The 18583-nt window shown below is 63.9% G+C and carries 20 protein-coding genes; 11 read left to right on the top strand and 9 right to left on the bottom strand.

The genetic code is table 11. From position 1 onward, the window contains the following. Window positions 1-107 precede the first annotated feature (107 nt). On the top strand, window positions 108-1286 hold the full coding sequence (locus C5N93_RS07215) for a DUF2863 family protein (RefSeq protein WP_150721524.1): 1179 nt from the start codon (window positions 108-110) through the stop codon (window positions 1284-1286). A gap of 137 nt (window positions 1287-1423) precedes the next feature. On the opposite strand, the gene C5N93_RS07220 is transcribed toward C5N93_RS07215, so the two are convergent. Next, window positions 1424-2119, bottom strand: a complete 696-nt coding sequence (locus tag C5N93_RS07220; protein WP_242558765.1) for an SAM-dependent methyltransferase — start codon at window positions 2117-2119, stop codon at window positions 1424-1426. A gap of 533 nt (window positions 2120-2652) precedes the next feature. Here C5N93_RS07220 and C5N93_RS07225 point away from each other — a divergent pair. Beyond that, entirely contained in the window at window positions 2653-3285 is a 633-nt protein-coding gene (locus tag C5N93_RS07225; RefSeq protein WP_242558766.1) for a hypothetical protein, read from the top strand. Window positions 3286-3482: 197 nt separating this feature from the next. Here the strand turns inward: C5N93_RS07225 and C5N93_RS07230 are convergent, their stop codons facing one another. Both C5N93_RS07230 and yaaA read right to left on the bottom strand, forming a co-directional pair. Next, window positions 3483-4631 carry a M14-type cytosolic carboxypeptidase gene (locus C5N93_RS07230; RefSeq protein ID WP_242558767.1) on the bottom strand — a complete coding sequence of 383 codons (1149 nt, stop codon included), beginning with the start codon at window positions 4629-4631 and terminating at the stop codon, window positions 3483-3485. 65 nt (window positions 4632-4696) lie between these two features. Beyond that, window positions 4697-5476: a peroxide stress protein YaaA gene (gene yaaA, locus C5N93_RS07235; RefSeq protein ID WP_242558768.1), complete on the bottom strand. Its 780-nt coding sequence runs from the start codon at window positions 5474-5476 to the stop codon at window positions 4697-4699. Window positions 5477-5534: 58 nt separating this feature from the next. Between yaaA and C5N93_RS07240 the strand changes: the two genes are divergently transcribed. Further along, window positions 5535-6050: a putative toxin-antitoxin system toxin component, PIN family gene (locus tag C5N93_RS07240; RefSeq protein WP_242558769.1), complete on the top strand. Its 516-nt coding sequence runs from the start codon at window positions 5535-5537 to the stop codon at window positions 6048-6050. Between the two features lie 200 nt (window positions 6051-6250). Beyond that, window positions 6251-7438, top strand: coding sequence for a pyridoxal phosphate-dependent aminotransferase (locus C5N93_RS07245; protein WP_242558770.1), 1188 nt, complete (start codon window positions 6251-6253; stop codon window positions 7436-7438). A gap of 61 nt (window positions 7439-7499) precedes the next feature. Here the strand turns inward: C5N93_RS07245 and C5N93_RS07250 are convergent, their stop codons facing one another. After that, window positions 7500-8156, bottom strand: coding sequence for a glutathione S-transferase (locus tag C5N93_RS07250; RefSeq protein ID WP_242558771.1), 657 nt, complete (start codon window positions 8154-8156; stop codon window positions 7500-7502). Window positions 8157-8293: 137 nt separating this feature from the next. Beyond that, entirely contained in the window at window positions 8294-8428 is a 135-nt protein-coding gene (locus C5N93_RS28300; RefSeq protein WP_277990233.1) for a hypothetical protein, read from the bottom strand. A 198-nt stretch (window positions 8429-8626) separates the two neighbouring features. On the opposite strand from C5N93_RS28300, the gene C5N93_RS07255 reads away from it, so the two are divergent. From C5N93_RS07255 to C5N93_RS07285, 7 genes are all read left to right on the top strand, one after another. Next, window positions 8627-10192: a 3-hydroxyacyl-CoA dehydrogenase gene (locus C5N93_RS07255; RefSeq protein WP_242558772.1), complete on the top strand. Its 1566-nt coding sequence runs from the start codon at window positions 8627-8629 to the stop codon at window positions 10190-10192. Window positions 10193-10207: 15 nt separating this feature from the next. Further along, window positions 10208-10987 (top strand): enoyl-CoA hydratase, encoded by a 780-nt coding sequence (locus C5N93_RS07260; RefSeq protein ID WP_242558773.1) that lies wholly within the window; start codon window positions 10208-10210, stop codon window positions 10985-10987. 215 nt (window positions 10988-11202) lie between these two features. Further along, window positions 11203-11919 (top strand): histidine phosphatase family protein, encoded by a 717-nt coding sequence (locus C5N93_RS07265; protein ID WP_242558796.1) that lies wholly within the window; start codon window positions 11203-11205, stop codon window positions 11917-11919. 175 nt (window positions 11920-12094) lie between these two features. After that, window positions 12095-13204 (top strand): phosphotransferase, encoded by a 1110-nt coding sequence (locus tag C5N93_RS07270; RefSeq protein ID WP_242558774.1) that lies wholly within the window; start codon window positions 12095-12097, stop codon window positions 13202-13204. 11 nt (window positions 13205-13215) lie between these two features. Beyond that, on the top strand, window positions 13216-14451 hold the full coding sequence (locus tag C5N93_RS07275; protein WP_242558775.1) for an acyl-CoA dehydrogenase family protein: 1236 nt from the start codon (window positions 13216-13218) through the stop codon (window positions 14449-14451). A 356-nt stretch (window positions 14452-14807) separates the two neighbouring features. Further along, window positions 14808-15500, top strand: coding sequence for a glutathione binding-like protein (locus tag C5N93_RS07280; RefSeq protein WP_069345162.1), 693 nt, complete (start codon window positions 14808-14810; stop codon window positions 15498-15500). Window positions 15501-15821: 321 nt separating this feature from the next. Beyond that, window positions 15822-16157, top strand: a complete 336-nt coding sequence (locus tag C5N93_RS07285) for a YegP family protein (RefSeq protein WP_150721511.1) — start codon at window positions 15822-15824, stop codon at window positions 16155-16157. A gap of 152 nt (window positions 16158-16309) precedes the next feature. On the opposite strand, the gene C5N93_RS07290 is transcribed toward C5N93_RS07285, so the two are convergent. The 4 genes from C5N93_RS07290 to C5N93_RS07305 form a co-directional block, all read right to left on the bottom strand. Then, window positions 16310-16765 carry a MaoC family dehydratase gene (locus tag C5N93_RS07290; protein WP_242558776.1) on the bottom strand — a complete coding sequence of 152 codons (456 nt, stop codon included), beginning with the start codon at window positions 16763-16765 and terminating at the stop codon, window positions 16310-16312. Window positions 16766-16944: 179 nt separating this feature from the next. Continuing rightward, window positions 16945-17403 (bottom strand): DUF1178 family protein, encoded by a 459-nt coding sequence (locus tag C5N93_RS07295; RefSeq protein WP_242558777.1) that lies wholly within the window; start codon window positions 17401-17403, stop codon window positions 16945-16947. Window positions 17404-17487: 84 nt separating this feature from the next. Beyond that, complete coding sequence (locus C5N93_RS07300) at window positions 17488-18081, bottom strand: NUDIX hydrolase (protein WP_069345055.1); 594 nt, start codon at window positions 18079-18081, stop codon at window positions 17488-17490. Between the two features lie 78 nt (window positions 18082-18159). Then, window positions 18160-18471: a DUF2818 family protein gene (locus C5N93_RS07305; protein ID WP_069345161.1), complete on the bottom strand. Its 312-nt coding sequence runs from the start codon at window positions 18469-18471 to the stop codon at window positions 18160-18162. Window positions 18472-18583: the final 112 nt, after the last annotated feature.

Raw genomic sequence — 18583 nt, forward strand, 5'->3', positions numbered from 1 at the left:
GGAGGCAACTGGCGGCAGGCGTCGACGCGATTGGTGCAAGCGTCCCATCTATCGCGTTCACGCATGCCGTACAATCGTGAGTTCATGTGTTTCTGCTTTGCACGACTATGCGCTCACGCACCGCCAAACGACTGACCCCCGACGCCGAAAAGCTGGTCGGCCACGCGCTCGCGCTGGCTGCCTCGGGTAGCCGCATCGAAGACCGCTTCTGGGAAGCCCAGCTCGACACGTTGCTCACGCGCGTGCTGCGCACGGGCAACCAGCCGGCGATCGACGCCGCGCTCGACCATCTTCAGGCCAACCACAGCGAAGCCTATGGCGCACTCGCCGATCTGATCGAATCGCAAAGCGAATCCGCAGAACCCGAAGCCGACGGCGAAATCTGGGACGGCCTGCTCGTCGCCATCCCCATTCTCGCGTGGACGCGTTACGCGATTCCCTCGGGCCCGGTGAAATCCGACGCTCTCATGCCGGTGCGTGCCCATCTGCACGCCCACGTGCTGGCGGAATCGGCTCGCGTGGCCATTTCGCCCTACCTCTACAGCATCGATCAGCTCCCGCGCACGCACTGCGAATCGTGGAAGGTCACGCAACAACTCGTGCAGGCCGCCGTCAGCAACGCCGAAGTGAAGCAGCCCGGCAGCGACTTGCCGGAAACCGCGCCGATCCTCGCCGATCCGCGCTTCCTGCTCGCCGCCGTGACCGTGCCCAAGGGCGCGCCGATGTTCCGCTGGCAGGAGGATGGCGCACGCCACGCGGAACGCGGTCAATGCCAGGAAGCCTGGTCGGCCCAAGGCGGTCCCAACCTGAACGCGCTGCTGCCGGGCTGCGAGATCGAATGCCTGCTGCCCGACGCTTACTACGCCAGTTGCCGCGAAGCCGACGAGCGTATCCGTCCGCACACGATTCGCACGGCGCTGCGTTATCTGGAAGATGTGCTCACGCTCACGCCGCCGGAACTGCGTGCCGTCGTCGCCGGCTTCGGCGAGCAGAATATCGACGAGTACCGCATCGGCTTCACGCAGCGCGGCAGCAACGACGTGATCTACGGTGTGGTTTGGCCGCTGTATGGCCGTGAGAACGGTGAAGTCGAAGGCGGTGCCCTCGATGAAGTCACGGACCTGCTCAAGGTGTGCGGCGTGACGGACATTCGCAAGCATCCGGGGCGCTTCGATCCAGAGTATTGCGACGATTGCGGCGTGCCGCTCTATCCGGACCCCGTCGGCGAAGTCGTTCACGCGGAAATGCCGGAAGACGCCGAACCGAGCCGTCCCCACTTCCACTGATCGTCGATCCGACGCCGACGTTCGCCTCCGGGCACATCGGCGTTGCAAAATGCAACCGGCCGTGCGCTCATCCCGCACGGCCGGTTGCGTTTATGGGCGACCGAATCGACACTGGCGACCGAATTGCATCCGCAAGATCATTGGGACGGCAGCATGACCACGCAGCGATGCAAGCCGTGTCCAGACGCCAGGTACTTGCGTTCGAAAGGCGTGATGGGCTCCACGGATGCCGGACCGTCCTGCGGCGGCCACGCTTCGACGTGGGGCGTGACGCCGCTCAACCACGCGACCGCCAGCGCGAATTCGTCGATGTAGATGTCCCAGTTGCTACGACACTCCAGCACGCCGCCGAGGGCGACGACCGTCGGGAACACGGCATGCGCATGCCATCGACGAGCCAACTGACCGATCTTCGGCCACGGATTCGGATAGAGGATGTAGTGACGCGCAGGACGAATGCCCGCGTCATGAAGCTGCCGCCAGAAGTCCACGAGATCGGCGCGCACCCACACGAAGTTCTCGGGCCACACACCGTCCCACCAATCCTTGCCGCGCACGATGCGGCTCTCCGACTGATCGATGCCGATGACGAAGTGATCGGGGAATTGTGTGGCCAGCCGCAGCGTGCTCTCGCCGACACCGCATCCAGCATCGATGATCAACGGCGCAGCGCCTGCATTCCGCCACGCGGCGATGGCGGCATCGAATGCCGCAGCACTGTACGCCGCAAGCGGCTTGCGAAAGGTCGCGTTGCGATGACGCGCCACGAGCTCTGCGAGTTTGTCGTGCGGACCGGTTTGGGCACTGTCGACAGTGCGTGAATTTGCAAACATACCGAAGCGTAGAAACGGGAGATGGCCTGAGGCGACGCGCAAACGTGCATTGCACAAACCGCGTGAAATAGCGTGAATTACGCCGCTATTCGAACGATTGCGCGAACGCCCCGGATGCCACAATGCGCCCCCTGTTACCGCAGGACACGCGCTTTCGCCGCGAAACACGCGTGTGGATGGCGCAGTGTTTGCATGATCGATGCAGTCTCGCCGGAGGATCGAAGCGCGTTGCGCCGCATCGAATCACGTCGAAACATCGCTCAGACAGGGCCGCATTGTAGCGCGGTGTAACTTTCACTAGGCGCACTGTTACGTCTGCGGGCTTACCCGGCGGGCGTCAGCGGCTTTTTTTCGGTTAAGATGGATGCCGCTTCGCCGCTGTCTTTCAAAATGCGGTCAAGCTTCTTCGCGAGCGGTGTGTGCGAGCGATTCGTGAAATGAGTCGTCGCATGCCCGCATTGCTCAGCAATACTCAGGGCCGGTTCATGCGAACAGCCTGAACGGTCTGTCAGCCCCCGAGATTACGTCAAGCAATGTCGAATCGATTTTTTCAACGCGCCGCAGGCGTCGTGATGCGAGCCGTGCGCCAGGTCGCCGGCATCGCCGCGGTCGCTGCGCCGCTCTGCCTGTCGGGCTTCACTGCCCCGGCACAGGCCTTCACGCTCGAACAGCATCGCACGCTGGTCGAGCAATTCATCAACACCCGTCACGCGGATCCGCTGGTGGCCGATTGCGCTGCGCACGCGAGTTTCGTCGTCGCTACGCTGCCCGGTTACGAGAGTGTGGAGTATGGCGAGACGGCGCTCGACGCGGGGCACGCGAAAGTCGAACCGTGGAACGGTCCGTTCGACGATCGCAAGCAACGTGTCGACGTCACGCAGATGGTGGAGCTCGACGGCGTCGGCAAGCGCACGACCGGTCAGACCGACAACATCCACATTCGCTGTGGCTATGCCGATGGCCGCATGATGGGCTTCGATTACACCTCTCCGCTCTCGCAGGTGGAGCAGCCCGTGAAGCGCGCAACGCGCAGCAATACGCGCGGCAAGGCATCGCATGCCACGGCGAAGTCAGGCAAGCGCACCACGACGGCAAAATCGTCGGGAAGCAAGTCGACGGCGAAGTCGAGCACCGCGAAAAAGAGCACGACGAAAAAGAAGAACTGATCGTCGGACGGTCGCGGGTAGCGGTATGACGCACGGCGCATTGCGCGCCGTGCGTTGTCGCGTGCGTAGCCTTTCGCTATGAAGCCCGACGTGACGCCTGACGTAACGCCCGATGTGACACACATTACGACGCTACGACATCCACCAGGGCGACGCGCAGGCCCGCATCACGGCGTGCCTGCATGCGACATCGCCGTTCAGACCTGATCGGCCTGTAGCTGCGCCCAGATCGCGGCAAGCATCGACGCGCCCAACGAAGCACTGCGCGCCCCGCTCCATCCGACTTGCGGATCGGGGCGGTTCGCGTTGTCCTTGAACGGCATTTCAAGCGTGAGCGACAGGCAGCCGAAACGGTGCGCGATCCATTTCGAGGCCAGCTTCAGCGACTCGGGACCGTGCTTGCCCGGCGGATAGCCGAACTTGTCCTGAAAGTCGAGGCTCGCCGCTTTCAGCCGTTCGCCGAAGGCTTTCTCGCGCGCGAGCACGGCATCCGTGCCCCATTCGACACCGTCGTTGCCCGCGAGAAATACGTAAGGCAAAGCCTCGTCGCCATGGATGTCGAAGAACATGTCGCAGCCGGTCGCCTCGATGGCGGCGCGCACGTGATACACCTCGGGGCTGCGCACGAGATCAGGCGCTGCCCACTCGCGATTGAGGTTCGCGCCCGTCGCGTTCGTGCGCAGGTTGCCGCGCGACGACCCGTCGGGATTCATGTTCGGCACGACGTAGAACACCGCGTCGTCGAGCAAGGCCGGTGCGAGCGGATCGCCCGCCCAGTCACCCGCGCCGAGCAAACGACGCAGCATGCCTTCGACGAACCACTCCGCCATCGTCTCCCCCGGATGCTGCCGCGCGATCACCCAGATGCGGCGCTTGCCGGCACGCGGCTCGCCCACCGTGAGCAACGTCATGTCGCGACCGTCGACGGTCTGCCCCAGCGAGCGAGAACGCACCAGCGGCGAATTCTGCGAAGTACCCAGCAACGCCAGATGACGCTCCTCCCCATACGGCTCGAAGTACGCCAGATACACGCTGTCGTGGGCGGGCGTGAAGGCCACCGTCATGACCTGCCCGTCATACGACGTCGGCACGCGGAACCACGTCACCCGGTCGTAGGACGCCACGGCACGATAGTTTTCCCAGCCACGCGGATAAGACGTCTGCCCGGCGTTATCGAACACGATGCGGCATGGCACGCCTTTCACGCCCTGCACACAAAAATGGAACCACTGCGCGAATTCGGCGGCGCCGTCCTGCGCAATACGAACGTGGATGTCGTCGGCGCGCTCGGCGCTCACTACCTGAATGGCGCCGCTGTCGAACTGGCTGCTGATGCGTACGGTCATGGCGAGTCTCGCTGGCGAAAAAGGAAAGCCCCGGGACATTGCCCGGGGCTGAAAGAAGGCTGGCGTCAGGCCACGCGGCGACGGAAAACCCACAGCGAATCGTTCGAGACGCTGTCGTCGAACGCATACCCTTCGGTGTCGAAGGCCTTGAGTTGCTGCACGTCGGTCACGCCGCGCTCGATGGCGTAACGGGCCATCAGACCGCGCGCGCGCTTGGCGTAAAAGCTGATGATCTTGTACTTGCCGCTCTTCCAGTCCTCAAACACCGGCGTAATCACCGGCGCTTCGACCAGACGGCGCTTGACGACCTTGAAGTACTCTTCCGACGCGAGATTGACCAGCACACGGCGCGTCTCGCTATGCTCGGCGAGCGATGCGTTGATCGTCTGCGTCACACGCTCACCCCAGAATGCGTAGAGGTCACGACCGCGCTTGTTCACGAAGCGCGTGCCCATCTCGAGACGGTACGGTTGCAGCAGATCGAGCGGGCGCAGCACGCCGTAAAGGCCCGACAGAATGCGCAGGTGCTTCTGGGCGAATTCGAGCTGGCGGGCGTCGAGCGTGCGCGCGGAAAGGCCCTCGTAGACGTCGCCATTGAAGGCAAGTACGGCCTGCTTGGCGTTGGTGGTGTCGAAGCGCGGCGACCACTCGGCGTAGCGCGTGGCGTTCAGCGCGGCGAGTTGATCGGAAATGCTCATGAGCGAGCCGACCTGTGCCGGGCTCAGTTCACGCAGACCTTCGATCAGTTCGGCAGCGTCGTCCACGAACTGCGGCACGGTGTGCGTGCTCACGTGCGGCGGCGTTTCGTAGTCGAGCGATTTGGCCGGCGAGAGAACAATTATCATATCGGGTGCAGCGTTCCTGCTTGATCAAGAAACTAACGAGAAACCGTCATTCTATCCAATGCTTCAAAACGCTGTTGCCACGCCCGCTGATCGGGCCTTCGCCGAGCATCTCGACACGCTCGCCACGCCACCACGCGTGGTCCTCGACACCAATGTGTGGATCGATTTGCTCGTCTTCGACGATCCGGTGGCGCGCCCGGTGCGCGACGCCATCGTCGAGCGCCGCCTCACCGCGCTGATGGCGCCGCGCTGCCGCGATGAGCTGGCCATCGTCCTCACGTACCCCCAATTTGCCTCGCGGGAGATCGACAACGACGCCGCGCTGGTCTGGGTCGACACCCACACGCACCGCATCGTCGTCCCCGACGACGCCCCTGTGCCCGCGCAACTCCCGCTGTGCCGCGACCGAGACGATCAGAAGTTCCTCGAAGCCGCCCGCGACGGCCATGCGCATTGGCTCGTCAGCAAGGACAAGGCCGTGCTCAAGCTGCGTAGCCGCGTGGCGCGTCAGTTCGGCTTTCGGATTCTGACGGCGAGCGCCTTCACGTCGCTGCTGGTCACGGCGGGTCGTTGATCGTCGTTGATCGTCGTTGATCGTCGTTGATTGTCATTGAAGACGCTGAACGGGGACACGTCCGAAAGCCCGCTAAGAAAATACCGGCGGACGGCCTATCGATAGTCCGAAATCGCTGGCGCCGTGACCGTGGATGGCCCGCAGCGGCGGCGCGACGGCGTTAGAATGGCGACCTGATCACTGCATCGTTTACCGCCAACATGAACGCGCCTCACACTGGATCCACCACGCCTGCGCTGGTTGCGCCGCCGCTCGCGTCGCGCCTGCCGAACGTCGGCACCACCATCTTCACCGTCATGTCGGCGCTGGCTGCCGAGAAGCAGGCGGTGAACCTCGGGCAAGGTTTCCCCGACTTCCCATGCGATCCGAAGATCGTCGACGCCGTCTCGCGCGCCATGCGCGAAGACCACAACCAGTACCCCCCGATGGCCGGTGTGCCCGCGCTGCGTCAGGCTATTGCCGCCAAGATCGGCAAGCTCTACGGCCAGGCGTACGACTGGAACACGGAAATCACGGTGACGGCCGGGGCCACGCAGGCCCTGCTGACGGCGATTCTCGCCACGGTGCATCCGGGCGACGAAGTCATTGTGTTCGAGCCAACGTACGACAGCTATGTCCCGTCGATCGAGCTGGCTGGCGGCAAGCCGGTGTTCATTACCCTCGAGGCCCCTGAGTTCCGGATTCCGTTCGACAAGCTGGCCGCTGCCATCACACCGCGTACGCGCCTGATTCTGTTCAACACGCCGCACAATCCGAGCGGCACCGTGTGGCATGAGCAGGACCTCACGAAGCTGGCCGACATCGTGGCAGGCACCGACATCCTGCTGATCTCGGACGAGGTCTACGAACATATGGTGTACGACGGCAAGCGTCACGAGAGCGTGGCGCGTCACCCCGAACTCGCGCGCCGTAGCTTCATCGTGTCGAGCTTCGGCAAGACGTATCACGTGACGGGCTGGAAGGTCGGTTTCGTCGCGGCGCCGGCGTCGCTGTCCGCCGAATTCCGGAAAGTGCATCAGTTCAACGTGTTCACGGTCAACACGCCGATGCAGGTCGGTCTGGCCGACTACATGCGTGACCCTGCGCCTTATCTGGAACTCGCAGGTTTCTATCAGAAGAAGCGCGACCTGTTCCGCGAAGGTCTGGCGGGCACCCGCTTCAAGCTGCTGCCGTGCGAAGGCACCTACTTCCAATGCGTGGATTACAGCGCGATCAGCGACATGAGTGAAGCCGACTTCGCGCTTTGGCTGACGGGCGAGATCGGCGTTGCGGCGATCCCGGTCTCCGCGTTCTATCACGAGCCGCACGAGTCGGGCGTGGTGCGCTTCTGCTTCGCCAAGCAGGACCACACGCTGCGTGAAGCTCTGAAGCGTCTCGCCAAGGTCTGACGTGACGACAATCGGCGCCGCCCCCGGCGCCGATTGCGCTCAACCTGGGTTCAACCCGGGCTCAACCTGCCTTCTTGGCCTGTTGCGCCTGCTGATAGGCCTTCTGCTCGGCACGCATGCGCTGGAACGACTCGCGCTCGGAGAGCATCTTGCCGTAGGCTTTCCAGTCGATGCCTGCCGCATTCAGGAAGTCTTCGCCATACACGGCTTGCGTGGCCATGCCGAGAATGGGCAGATGGATGCCCGCGGCGACGTCGACCATCGTGAACGTTTCGCCCGCCACGAACGGCGCGAATTTAGCCAGACGCTTGAACGCCACGATATTCCGGCGCAACAGCTTCTCGGTGCGATTGCGCGTGCCTTCCGACACCGTGCCGCCGAAGAACGCCTGCGAGTAGATCTCGCGCACCACCAGTTCCAGATGCAGCTCCACCATCGTGAGGAGTTCGCGCTCTTTCGCCTGCCACCACGGATCGGCAGAGAACAGCGCCGGCGTCGGATGCGTCACTTCCAGGAAATCGCAGATCACCTGCGACTCGGCCAGAAAGCCGTTTTCCGTTTGCAGATACGGCACCTTGCCCAGCGGCGAGCATTGCAGCAGCGGCTCGTCCTGGCACGGGATGGATTCGGACTCTTCGAAGGGCAGCCCCTTCTCGTACAGCACAACCTTAACCTTGTTGTAATAGTTGCTGACTGGAAAGCCGTACAGCTTCAACATGATGTCTCCCATGTGAGTAGGCCCGCGTTTGCCCGCCCGTCGGTAACCGACTGGCGAGCGCCGGGTACCGGAAGTGTACCGTCACTGCACAACGGTTCGTGAGCGGAATTCAACCGCCGCCGTCCCGAATTTCGGCGTCATGCCCCATAGCGCTCCATCGCACCCAGACGCCCGCCTAACCCCTTGCCCTGACCGCTCAGCGGAACAATCGCTGGCAACGGCGGCGAGATCGGCGACAATAGCCGCAACGCGATTTGGGCATCGGTTTGCATCGCCCGGCAACTCGGCAGGAAATTCATTTCCCGACCGACCGGTCGGACGATAGAATGACGAGTCACGTCGACAGCATCGAGCTGCGGGCCTTCAGGCGGGCGGGCTTGCATGCCGACCTGCGCAGATCCGCGAGATGCCGCGCACCATCAAAACGATATCGGTCGACGACCATCGACCCCAACTTCGAGACATGCCGAATGACTGCATCCCCCTCTTCCGCTGCGCCTGCCGCCCCGATCACCTCGCGCCCCGCCATCGAAGTCCTCGGCATCGTCGGTGCCGGCGCCATGGGTCGTGGTATCGCCCAGATCGCCGCGCAAGCCGGTCTGCGCGTCAAGCTCTACGACACCAACGCCAAGGCCGTACAAGCCGCGCTGGATGCCTTGCGTGACACGCTGGACAAGCTGGCGGCCAAGGGCAAGATCGAGGCATCGAGCGTCAACGCGACGATGGGCCGCCTGCAGGCCTGCAACGCGCTGGAGGATCTGGCCGACTGCCAACTGGTCGTCGAGGCCATCGTCGAGAAGCTCGAGATCAAGCGCGACCTGTTCCGTTCGCTTGAAGGCATTGTCGCTGCCGATGCGATTCTGGCGTCGAACACGTCGTCACTGTCGATCACGGCGATTGCTGCGGCGTGCGAGCGCCCGGAGCGCGTCGCCGGGTATCACTTCTTCAACCCGGTGCCGCTCATGAAGGTGGTCGAAGTCATCGACGGCCTGCGCACCGCCCCGGAAGTCGGCGACGCCCTGCTCGCCCTCGGCCAGCGCATGGGGCACACGGCCGTGCGCTGCAAGGACATGCCCGGCTTCATCGTCAACCATGCCGGTCGCGGCATGAACACCGAAGGGCTGCGCGTGGCGAGCGAAGGGATCGCGAGCTTTGCCGACATCGATCGCATCCTGCGCGAACAGGCGGGTTTCCGCCTCGGCACGTTCGAGTTGCTCGATCTGACGGCCCTCGACGTCTCGCATCCCGTGATGGAATCGATCTATCACCAGTTCTACGAGGAAGCCCGCTTCCGCCCGTCGCCGATCACCGCCGTGCGCTTCGCCGGTGGCCTGCTGGGTCGCAAGGTCGGCGAAGGCTTTTACCGCTACGTCGATGGCAAACAACAGGTGCCGCCCGAAGCACCGGTGCCGGACACGCTGCCGGCAAGCGTCTGGGTCAGCCGCGCCGACACGCGCGGCTTCGCTGCCGTGGTCGAACTGCTCGGTGCAACGGGGGTGACCATCGAAAGCGGTGACAAGCCGTCGGAGACGGCGCTGATCGTCGTCACGCCGCTCGGCCTCGATGCGACGACCTGCGCGGTCGAGCAGGGCCTGGACGCCACGCGCACCGTTGCCGTGGACACGCTGTTGCCGCTCGCGGGTGCGAAGCGTCACACGCTGATGACCACACCGGTTACCACGCCGGAAGCTCGCAACGCCGCTCACGCGCTGTTCGCCCAGGGCGGCACGCCGGTGACGGTGATCCGGGACTCGGCGGGCTTCGTCGCGCAGCGTGTCATCGCCACCATCGTGAACATCGGCGCCGACATCGCGCAGCAACGCATTGCGACGCCGGGCGACATCGACCGCGCCGTCACGCTGGGCCTCGGTTACGCCAAGGGACCGCTCGCGCTCGGCGACGCTGTCGGCGCGCGTCAGTTGCTCACCGTGCTGCGCAACCTGCAATCGTTCTATGGCGACCAGCGCTATCGCCCGTCGCCGTGGCTCACGCGCCGTGCGCAGCTCGGCGTGTCGCTGCTCACCGAAGAACAGTGATCCGGAGACCCGCTCATGGCCGCTGAACTGCTTGCCGAACGCGTCGACCACACGCTGGTCCTGACGCTCTCCAACCCCGGCGCCCGCAACGCCCTGCATCCGGACATGTACGCCGCCGGGGTCGAGGCGCTGGCCACCGCCGAGCGCGACGCCTCGGTGCGCGCCGTGGTGCTCACCGGCGCCGACAACTTCTTCTGCGCCGGCGGCAACCTGAACCGCCTGCTGGAAAACCGTCAGAAAGACCCGTCCGTGCAGGCCGCGAGTATCGATGCGCTGGCCGAGTGGATCGAAGCCTTGCGTGCCTGCCCGAAGCCGATCATCGCCGCTGTCGAAGGCGCAGCGGCCGGCGCCGGCTTCTCGCTGGCGCTGGCGTGCGACCTGCTGGTCGCGGCAGACAACGCGAAATTCGTGATGGCGTACGTCAAGGTCGGTCTGACGCCGGACGGCGGTGGCTCGTGGTTCCTGTCGCAGGCACTGCCCCGCCCGCTCGCCACGGAGATCCTGCTCGAAGGCAAGCCGGTGACGGCCGCGCGCCTGGCGACGGCCGGGCTCGTCAATCGAGTCGTCGCGCCGGGCCAGGCCCGAGCGGAAGCCCTGAACTGGGCGACGGATCTCGCCCAGTTGTCGCCGAATGCCGTGGGCCGCATCAAGGCGCTCGTCGAGAGCGGCGCGAGCGAGACGCTGACGTCGCAACTCGGTGCCGAGCGCGATAACTTCGTGGCGTCGCTGCATCACGCGGATGGTCTGGAAGGGATCAGCGCCTTCCTCGAGAAACGTCCGGCACAATACACCTGATCGCTCGTCGGATGAACGGCATGCATGACGCGTTCCGTTCATCCTGCACATGCTTCCTACGCACTGGCGAGTCCGGCGGGTTGTCACATCGGGACGCGCGCCATCGGTCACTGCCGGGCACGCCGCGCTAGGCCAAGGTACGCTGACGGCTGCCCCACGTTCAGGAGAATTTCCGCATGAGTTCACTCGGCCATCTCGGCCCCGCCGCCGGTCCGCTGGCGTTCACGCTGCCGCAGCGCCGCCGCATCTATCTGATGCGTCACGGCGACGTCACCTACTTCGACGACAGCGGCAAACCGATCGATGCCGATGCCGTCCCGCTCAATGCACTGGGCCGCACGCAAGCCACCGCTGCCGGACGTGCCTTCGCCGCCGAGCACATCCGCTTCGACCGCGTGATCGTCAGCGGCCTGCCGCGCACGCGCGAGACAGCGGAACGGGTCCTTGCCGAGACAGGTCAACAGATCGATATCGAGACGTGGACGTGCTGGCAGGAGATTCGCGCCGGTAGCATCTCTCATCTGCCCCCGGCCGAACTGGCGCAGGCCTTTCTCAGCGCGTTCGATGGGCTGGTGCCCGAGGACACGCGTTTCATGAACGGCGAGTCGGTGCGTGAGCTGCTCGATCGTGTGGTCCCGCCGCTCACCGAACTTCGGGACGACAAGTCGTGGGACACGGTACTGCTGGTGCTGCACGGTGGCGTGAATCGCGCGATTCTCTCGCATGCCATGCACCCGGACGGCCGCCTCTTTCTCGGTCAGCTCGCACAGACGCCCGCGTGCATCAACGCCCTCGACGTCGGCGACAAGCCCTCGGACTGGGTGGTGCGCCTCATGAACTATGCGCCGCCGCAGCCGCTGCATCGTGACAACCGGCTCACCGTCATGGAGAAAATCTTCGCGTCGTTTCTTGGCTCGCGTCAGGGGCGTTAAGCGTGCAAGCGTCACGCGCACCTCGTCAGTCCTGATGTCGGCGCACGGATCGGGCCATCCCGATCCGTCGATAAGCATCCGCGCCCCACTGAAGTCGTCTCTCTGAAGTCGTCGTAACCGGCAAACCCTACGAATTCGTCTCGATCAACGCAGCACCGGAAATGCAGGAGACAGCATGGCCGAGGAGCTTGTACAGGACTTTTCCGCATTTGCAGGCGAACGCACGTTAGGCGATCGCATTCCCTTCGACGCCGCAGCGCTCGAACGCTGGCTGACTACCTACGTAGATGGCTACGCCGGCCCGCTCGTCATCACACAGTTCAACGGCGGACAGTCCAATCCGACCTACCGGCTGACGACGCCCGCGGCCGCCTACGTGCTGCGCACCAAACCCGCCCCGGCGGCCAGACTTCTCCCATCCGCACATGCCATCGAGCGCGAGTATCGCGTGATGGATGCGCTGTCTCGCACCGACGTCCCCGTCGCGCGCATGCGAGGCCTGTGCGAAGACGAAAGCGTGATCGGACTCGCGTTCTATGTGATGGATTTCGTAGACGGTCGCGTGCTGTGGGATCCGTCGCTCCCGGGCATGACGTCGACGGCGCGCAGCGAGATCTACGACGAAATGAATCGCGTCATCGCCGCGCTGCATCGCGTTGACTATCGCGCCGTCGGCCTCGAATCGTATGGCAAGCCGGGGGACTACATGGCGCGTCAGATTGCGCGATGGAGCAAACAGTACCGGGCGTCGGAGACAGACACCATCGACGCGATGGATCGGCTCATCGACTGGCTGCCCGCCCATTTGCCCGCCGTCACGGCAAGCGCCCCTGAGCGCACGACCCTCGTACACGGCGACTTCCGTCTCGACAATCTGATCTTCCACCCGAGCGAGCCACGCGTGCTCGCCGTGCTCGATTGGGAGTTGTCGACGCTGGGCGATCCGCTCGCCGACTTCAGCTATCACTGCATGGCGTGGCACGTCAGTCCCGGCGTGTTTCGCGGCATTGCGGGACTCGACTGGCCAGCGCTCGGCATTCCCGATGATGCCGACTACATCCGTCGATACAGCGAGCGCACGGGTAGCGTCCCGCCTGCGCAGTGGGACTTCTATCTCGCGTACAACATGTTCCGGATCGCGGCGATCCTGCAAGGCATCATGAAGCGCGTGAGCGACGGCACCGCCGCCAGCGCACAGGCGCTGGACGCCGGCAAACGGGCGCGTCCGATGGCGGAACTCGCGTGGGCGTATGCGCAGCGAGCGGAAGGTAGAGACAGTCACTGAACGGAGACCTCATGGATTTCAGCTACAGCCCGAAAGTCGAAGCGCTGCGTGCGCGCCTGTCCGCGTTCTTCGACCAGCACATCTTTCCGAACGAGCAGCGCTATCTGGAAGAGATCGACGTCGCGCGGCGCAACGGCGACGCGTGGCAGCCGTCGCAAGTCATCGAGCGTCTCAAGCCCCTCGCACAACAGGCCGGGCTGTGGAACCTGTTCCTGCCCGACTCGGGGCGCGGCGCAGGGCTTACCAACGTCGAATACGCGCCGCTGTGCGAGATCATGGGACAGGTGCCGTGGGCGCCGGAGGTCTTCAACTGCAACGCGCCCGACACCGGCAATATGGAAACGCTGGAGCGTTACGCCACCGACGCACAGAAAGCGCAATGGCTCGAACCGCTGCTGCGCGGCGAGATCCGTTCCGCCTTCCTGATGACGGAACCGGACGTAGCGTCGAGCGACGCGACCAACGTGCAGTGCCGCATCCGGCGTGAGGGTGACGACTATGTCGTCAATGGTCGCAAGTGGTGGTCCACGGGCGCGGGCGACCCGCGCTGTGCGCTCTACATCGTGATGGGCAAAACGGATCCGAACGCCCCGAAGCACGCGCAGCAATCGATGATCCTGATCCCGGCGGACGCGAAAGGTGTGTCGCGGGTGCGTCCGCTCACCGTCTTCGGCTATGACGATGCCCCGCATGGTCATATGGAGATCGTGCTCGACGACGTTCGCGTGCCCGCCAGCAGCCTGCTGCTCGGCGAAGGACGCGGCTTCGAAATCGCGCAGGGACGCCTCGGCCCGGGCCGCATCCACCATTGCATGCGACTGATCGGGCTGGCCGAGCGAGCCCTTTCGCTCATGTGCCGCCGCACGCTCTCACGTGAAGCGTTCGGCAAACCGATTGCAGCGCAAGGCGTCACCCGTGAGCGCATCGGCGAAGCGCGGTGCCTGATCGAGCAGGCGCGTCTGCTCACGCTCAAGGCCGCCTACATGATGGATACGGTTGGCAATAAGGCCGCACGTGCCGAGATTGCCATGATCAAGGTCGTCGCGCCGAACATGGCATGTCAGGTGATCGACTGGGCGATTCAGGCGCATGGCGCGGCGGGGTTGTCCGGAGACTTCCCGCTGGCTTATGCCTACGCCAGCGCCCGCACACTGCGCTTTGCCGACGGCCCCGACGAAGTCCATCGCAACGCGATCGCGAAGCTGGAACTGGCGAAGTACGCCGCGAACGCCGCCGACGGTCATTGACCTGCAATGGCGCTCGCTCCGCTTTGGAGGTCCTGCGTGTTGCAAACGCCCCGCGAGCCGGGGGACGGCGGCGTCGCCGGCCCCTCCTACGGGCTTCCCACGCTCCCAGACCCCTCGCCCGGCAGGGAAAAACGTTCTGTGGTGTAATTTGCGAGCCGTTTTCCCCGGGGACGTGAGCGATTCGCGCCCCTGGTGTGCTTCGCTGTCGTCACCGTGCCGGGCGCCCTGCGCAATCGTTGCTGCGCCAGACAAGGCGTGACGTCGACCGACGCCCGAGCGTCGCTGTCGAACGAGACGAATCGAATCGTTCCATGGCGTTCGCCGACGTCCCCCACCGTTCCAACAAGGAGCCGCAATTGATTCAGGTCTATTCCTGGGCCACGCCCAACGGCCACAAGGTCCACATCATGCTCGAAGAGTGCGGGCTGGCTTACCACGCGCATGCCGTCGACATTGGCGCGGGCGACCAGTTCAAGGACGAATTTCTCGCCATTTCGCCGAACAACAAGATTCCGGCCATCGTCGATGAAGACGGCCCGGACGGCAAACCGATCTCCCTGTTCGAATCGGGCGCGATCCTGCTGTATCTGGCCGGCAAGACGGGCCGCTTCCTGCCGGAAGACGTCCGCGGCAAGTACGAAACGCTTGAATGGCTGATGTTCCAGATGGGCGGTGTGGGGCCGATGCTCGGGCAGGCGCACCACTTCCGTATCTACGCGCCGGAGAAGATCGATTACGCGATCAAGCGCTACACGAACGAAGCGCGACGTCTGTACGGCGTGCTCGACAAGCGTCTGGGCAACCATCCCTATGTCGCGGGCGACATGTACACCGTAGCGGACATCGCCATCTGGCCGTGGCTGCGCTCGTGGAAGAATCAGGGCGTGGAGCTCTCGGACTTCCCGAACGTGCAGAAATGGTTTGAAGCGATCGAGGCACGCCCGGCGGTGCAGCGCGGTATCAAGGTGCTCGCCGACGCCCGCAAGCCGCTTCAGGACGACAAAGCGCGCGAAATGCTCTTCGGCGCGACGCAATACGCCCGACGCTAATCACCTGGTACGGCAACTTGCCGGTCGCCGCCCTCCGGTCGGTCTGGGGGCGGCAATGGGTTTCCCCTTGCCATGACGACGGCACGCTGCGTGAACTTCTGCGCACCGTGCCGTCGGACGCCATCTCTGCCGCTTGGGCCACAGATCGCCATTCGGCGGGACGTCACTTAAAGTGGTTTACACTTCGAAACAAAGTGCGGTATCGCCGAAATGCGGGCGGTGCTAATCTAGGCGCATTCTCGGGCGCGGTGCACAGCCGTCGTCCCCTTGCAGTTCGCAGTCCCTCGCCGCTGGCTTTTGGAAGATCCGGGAGATCCACATATGTCAGGCAAGTTCGAACTCAAGCGCAGCCCCAACGGTGAATTCCACTTTCATCTGCTGGGCGAGAGCGGCCACACCATTCTTTCCTCCGAAACGTACAAGGCGCGCGCGTCGGCGCAGAACGGCATCGAGTCCGTTCGCAAGAATTCGGGGGAAGATCACCGGTTCGAGCGCAAGACGTCCACCTCGGGACGCCCCTACTTCGTGCTCAAGGCGCGCAACGGCGAGATCATCGGCCAAAGCCAGATGTTCTCCACCGCCGAGCAAATGGAAGACGGGATCAAACAGGTCAAGCACGACGCACCTGCGGCCTCAGTGAGCGATTTGTCGCATTGAGCACCGCTTCGACTCGGCATCACGACGTATCGCCTTCATGCGTGGCAAGCGAAGTTTGGCAAACCTGACACTGCTTGGGCGTCGCAAGATCACGATCGGTCTGCGCGAATCGGGCGAGATGTGCCGTAGTGTGCCGGTGTTCGATGCGACGCTCAGGCGCCGCGCTTTCGATACAACCCCGTGCCCCGGAAGCGGCAGACTTCCTCGCCGTGCTGATTGGTGGCGGTCCAGAGTTGGCGCACGATGCCACGGTCGGGACGGCTCTTGGATGCGCGCACTTCAAGCGTGCTGCTGGTGACCGTTACCGTGTCGCCGGGGCGCACCGGCTTGAGCCATTCGATCTGCTCCACGCCCGGCGATCCCATGCTCGACGAGCGGGACAGCAGCTTGTCGACGTTCATCCGCATCATGATGCTGCACGTGTGCCAGCCGCTGGCGACCAATCCACCAAAATGCGACTCGCGTCCGGCCGCTTCGTCGATGTGAAACGGCTGCGGGTCGAACTGACGGGCGAAATGCACGATTTCGTCAGCCGTGAACGTGTATTCCCCCAGATCGAAGGTGTCGCCGACCGCAAAGTCCTCAAAGTAGTACTCGAGCGTTGCCATGCCAACCTCCCGTGGTGCGAGTGATCGATACGCGGCCAGATCAGGCCGGCGTCAGAGGGACATTATGCATGAGCGCACGACGTCGCCATCCGCCACGCGATGTACCGGGGATAGACGAACGGCGGGCGGGACCCTTGAGGGAATTTGAGGAGACGGGACGGAAGATCTCAGTCGGATCGTTATTGCAGCGTTTCCTTCACGCTGTCGGGCAACGGCAGTGACATGACATCGATCCCTTCGTCGGCGAGCGCCTCGGCTTCCTCACGTGACGTCGTACCGCGAATGTTGCGCTCGGGCGCTTCCTGATAATGAATCTTGCGGGCTTCCTCGGCAAAGTTCGTCCCGACGTCTTCAGTATTTGCCATGACGTGCCGCACAGCTTTCATCCACAGCGTCTGCAACTGACGCTGCGTGTCGGCAACCTCGGGCGAGGCTGCCCTCGCCGGCGCGGCAGCACTGGCCTGCGTCGCCCCCGACAGGTTCAGACGAGGCGCGGACGGCATGCGCACGATAGCCGTGTCGCCGCACACCGGGCAACTCACCAGTCCCCGGGACTGCTGCGAAAGGTAATCGTCCTCCGAGCCGAACCAGCCCTCGAAGGTGTGCTCATGGGCACAACGCAAATCAAAAACCTTCATGATGCGACGGAAATGTCCCCGCCCCGGCGGATGGCCGGGACCGGGATGCAAAAGTGACCGCGTAACGGCAAATCAGCGGGTAAATCAGCGCAACGGCGAACGCTCGCCGGGCTGCCAGACTCCCGATAATATCTTTTCCAGCCAAAACGCGCCGATGATCGTCTTGACATCAGTGACACGCCCATCGCGCACCCACTCCAGAAGTTCCGTCGCCGGCATCTTGAAGACGTCGAGGAACTCGCCATCGTCGAGCTTCTGCTCGCCCTTCGTGAGGTCGCGTGCCAGCCAGATATCGATGAACTCGGTCGAATAGGAAATCACCGGGTGAATGCGGGTGAGATAGTCCCAGCGCTTCGCCATATAGCCCGTTTCTTCGAGCAGTTCGCGCTGACCGCACACGAGACCGCCCTCGGCCTCGTCGAGCTTGCCGGCGGGCAATTCCGTCATCACACGCTGCAACGGATACCGATACTGACGCTCCATGAGCACCTGGCCGTCTTCGAACAGCGGAATCACCATTACGGCGCCCGGGTGCGTGGTGTACTCGCGAATGGCGGTCTTGCCGTCGGGCAGACGCACCCGATCGCGCTTGATGGTGAGGAAGGCCCCGTCGTACACGGTATCGCTTTCGATGCCCGTCTCGATCAGGTGCGAATCGTCATGCTTAGGTTGGGTCATAAGCCCTCCACGGCTAAAAATTGGCGAACCCAAAATACAAAACGCCGCCCTGGGGCGGCGTCTTGCTAGGCCATCATCTCACGCGGCAGCCGCCGGTCGATGACGCCACAAATACCGATACACGAATCCCGGGAACGCGAATACGACGAACAGGCTGGCGGTCACGGCGTAAAACTCCCAGCCCTGCGAGAAGACGTTACCGATGCCGGACTCGATCAGATAACCGAGCGCGCCGACCACGAAGTACGCCACGATCATCTCGACCAGACGCAGCCATAGCGACTTGGTCGCCGCCTTACGCGCGATAAATCCGAACAGCCGCTGGTTCACGAACGGCAGGTTCGCGCCCAGCACGGCCAGCAGAATCACCAGCGTTCCCCCTGCCGACATGCCCATCGTTCCCATCTCCCGCAACGTCCCGCAATGTCCCGCGCGATTCCGTCGTTCAAACGACAAGGCAGATCGTTCCGATCCGCCCTGTCCTGTTCCCTAAATGCCTTTG

It is taken from the genome of Pandoraea sp. LA3 (assembly GCF_022696215.1).
Classification (GTDB): Bacteria; Pseudomonadota; Gammaproteobacteria; order Burkholderiales; family Burkholderiaceae; genus Pandoraea; species Pandoraea capi.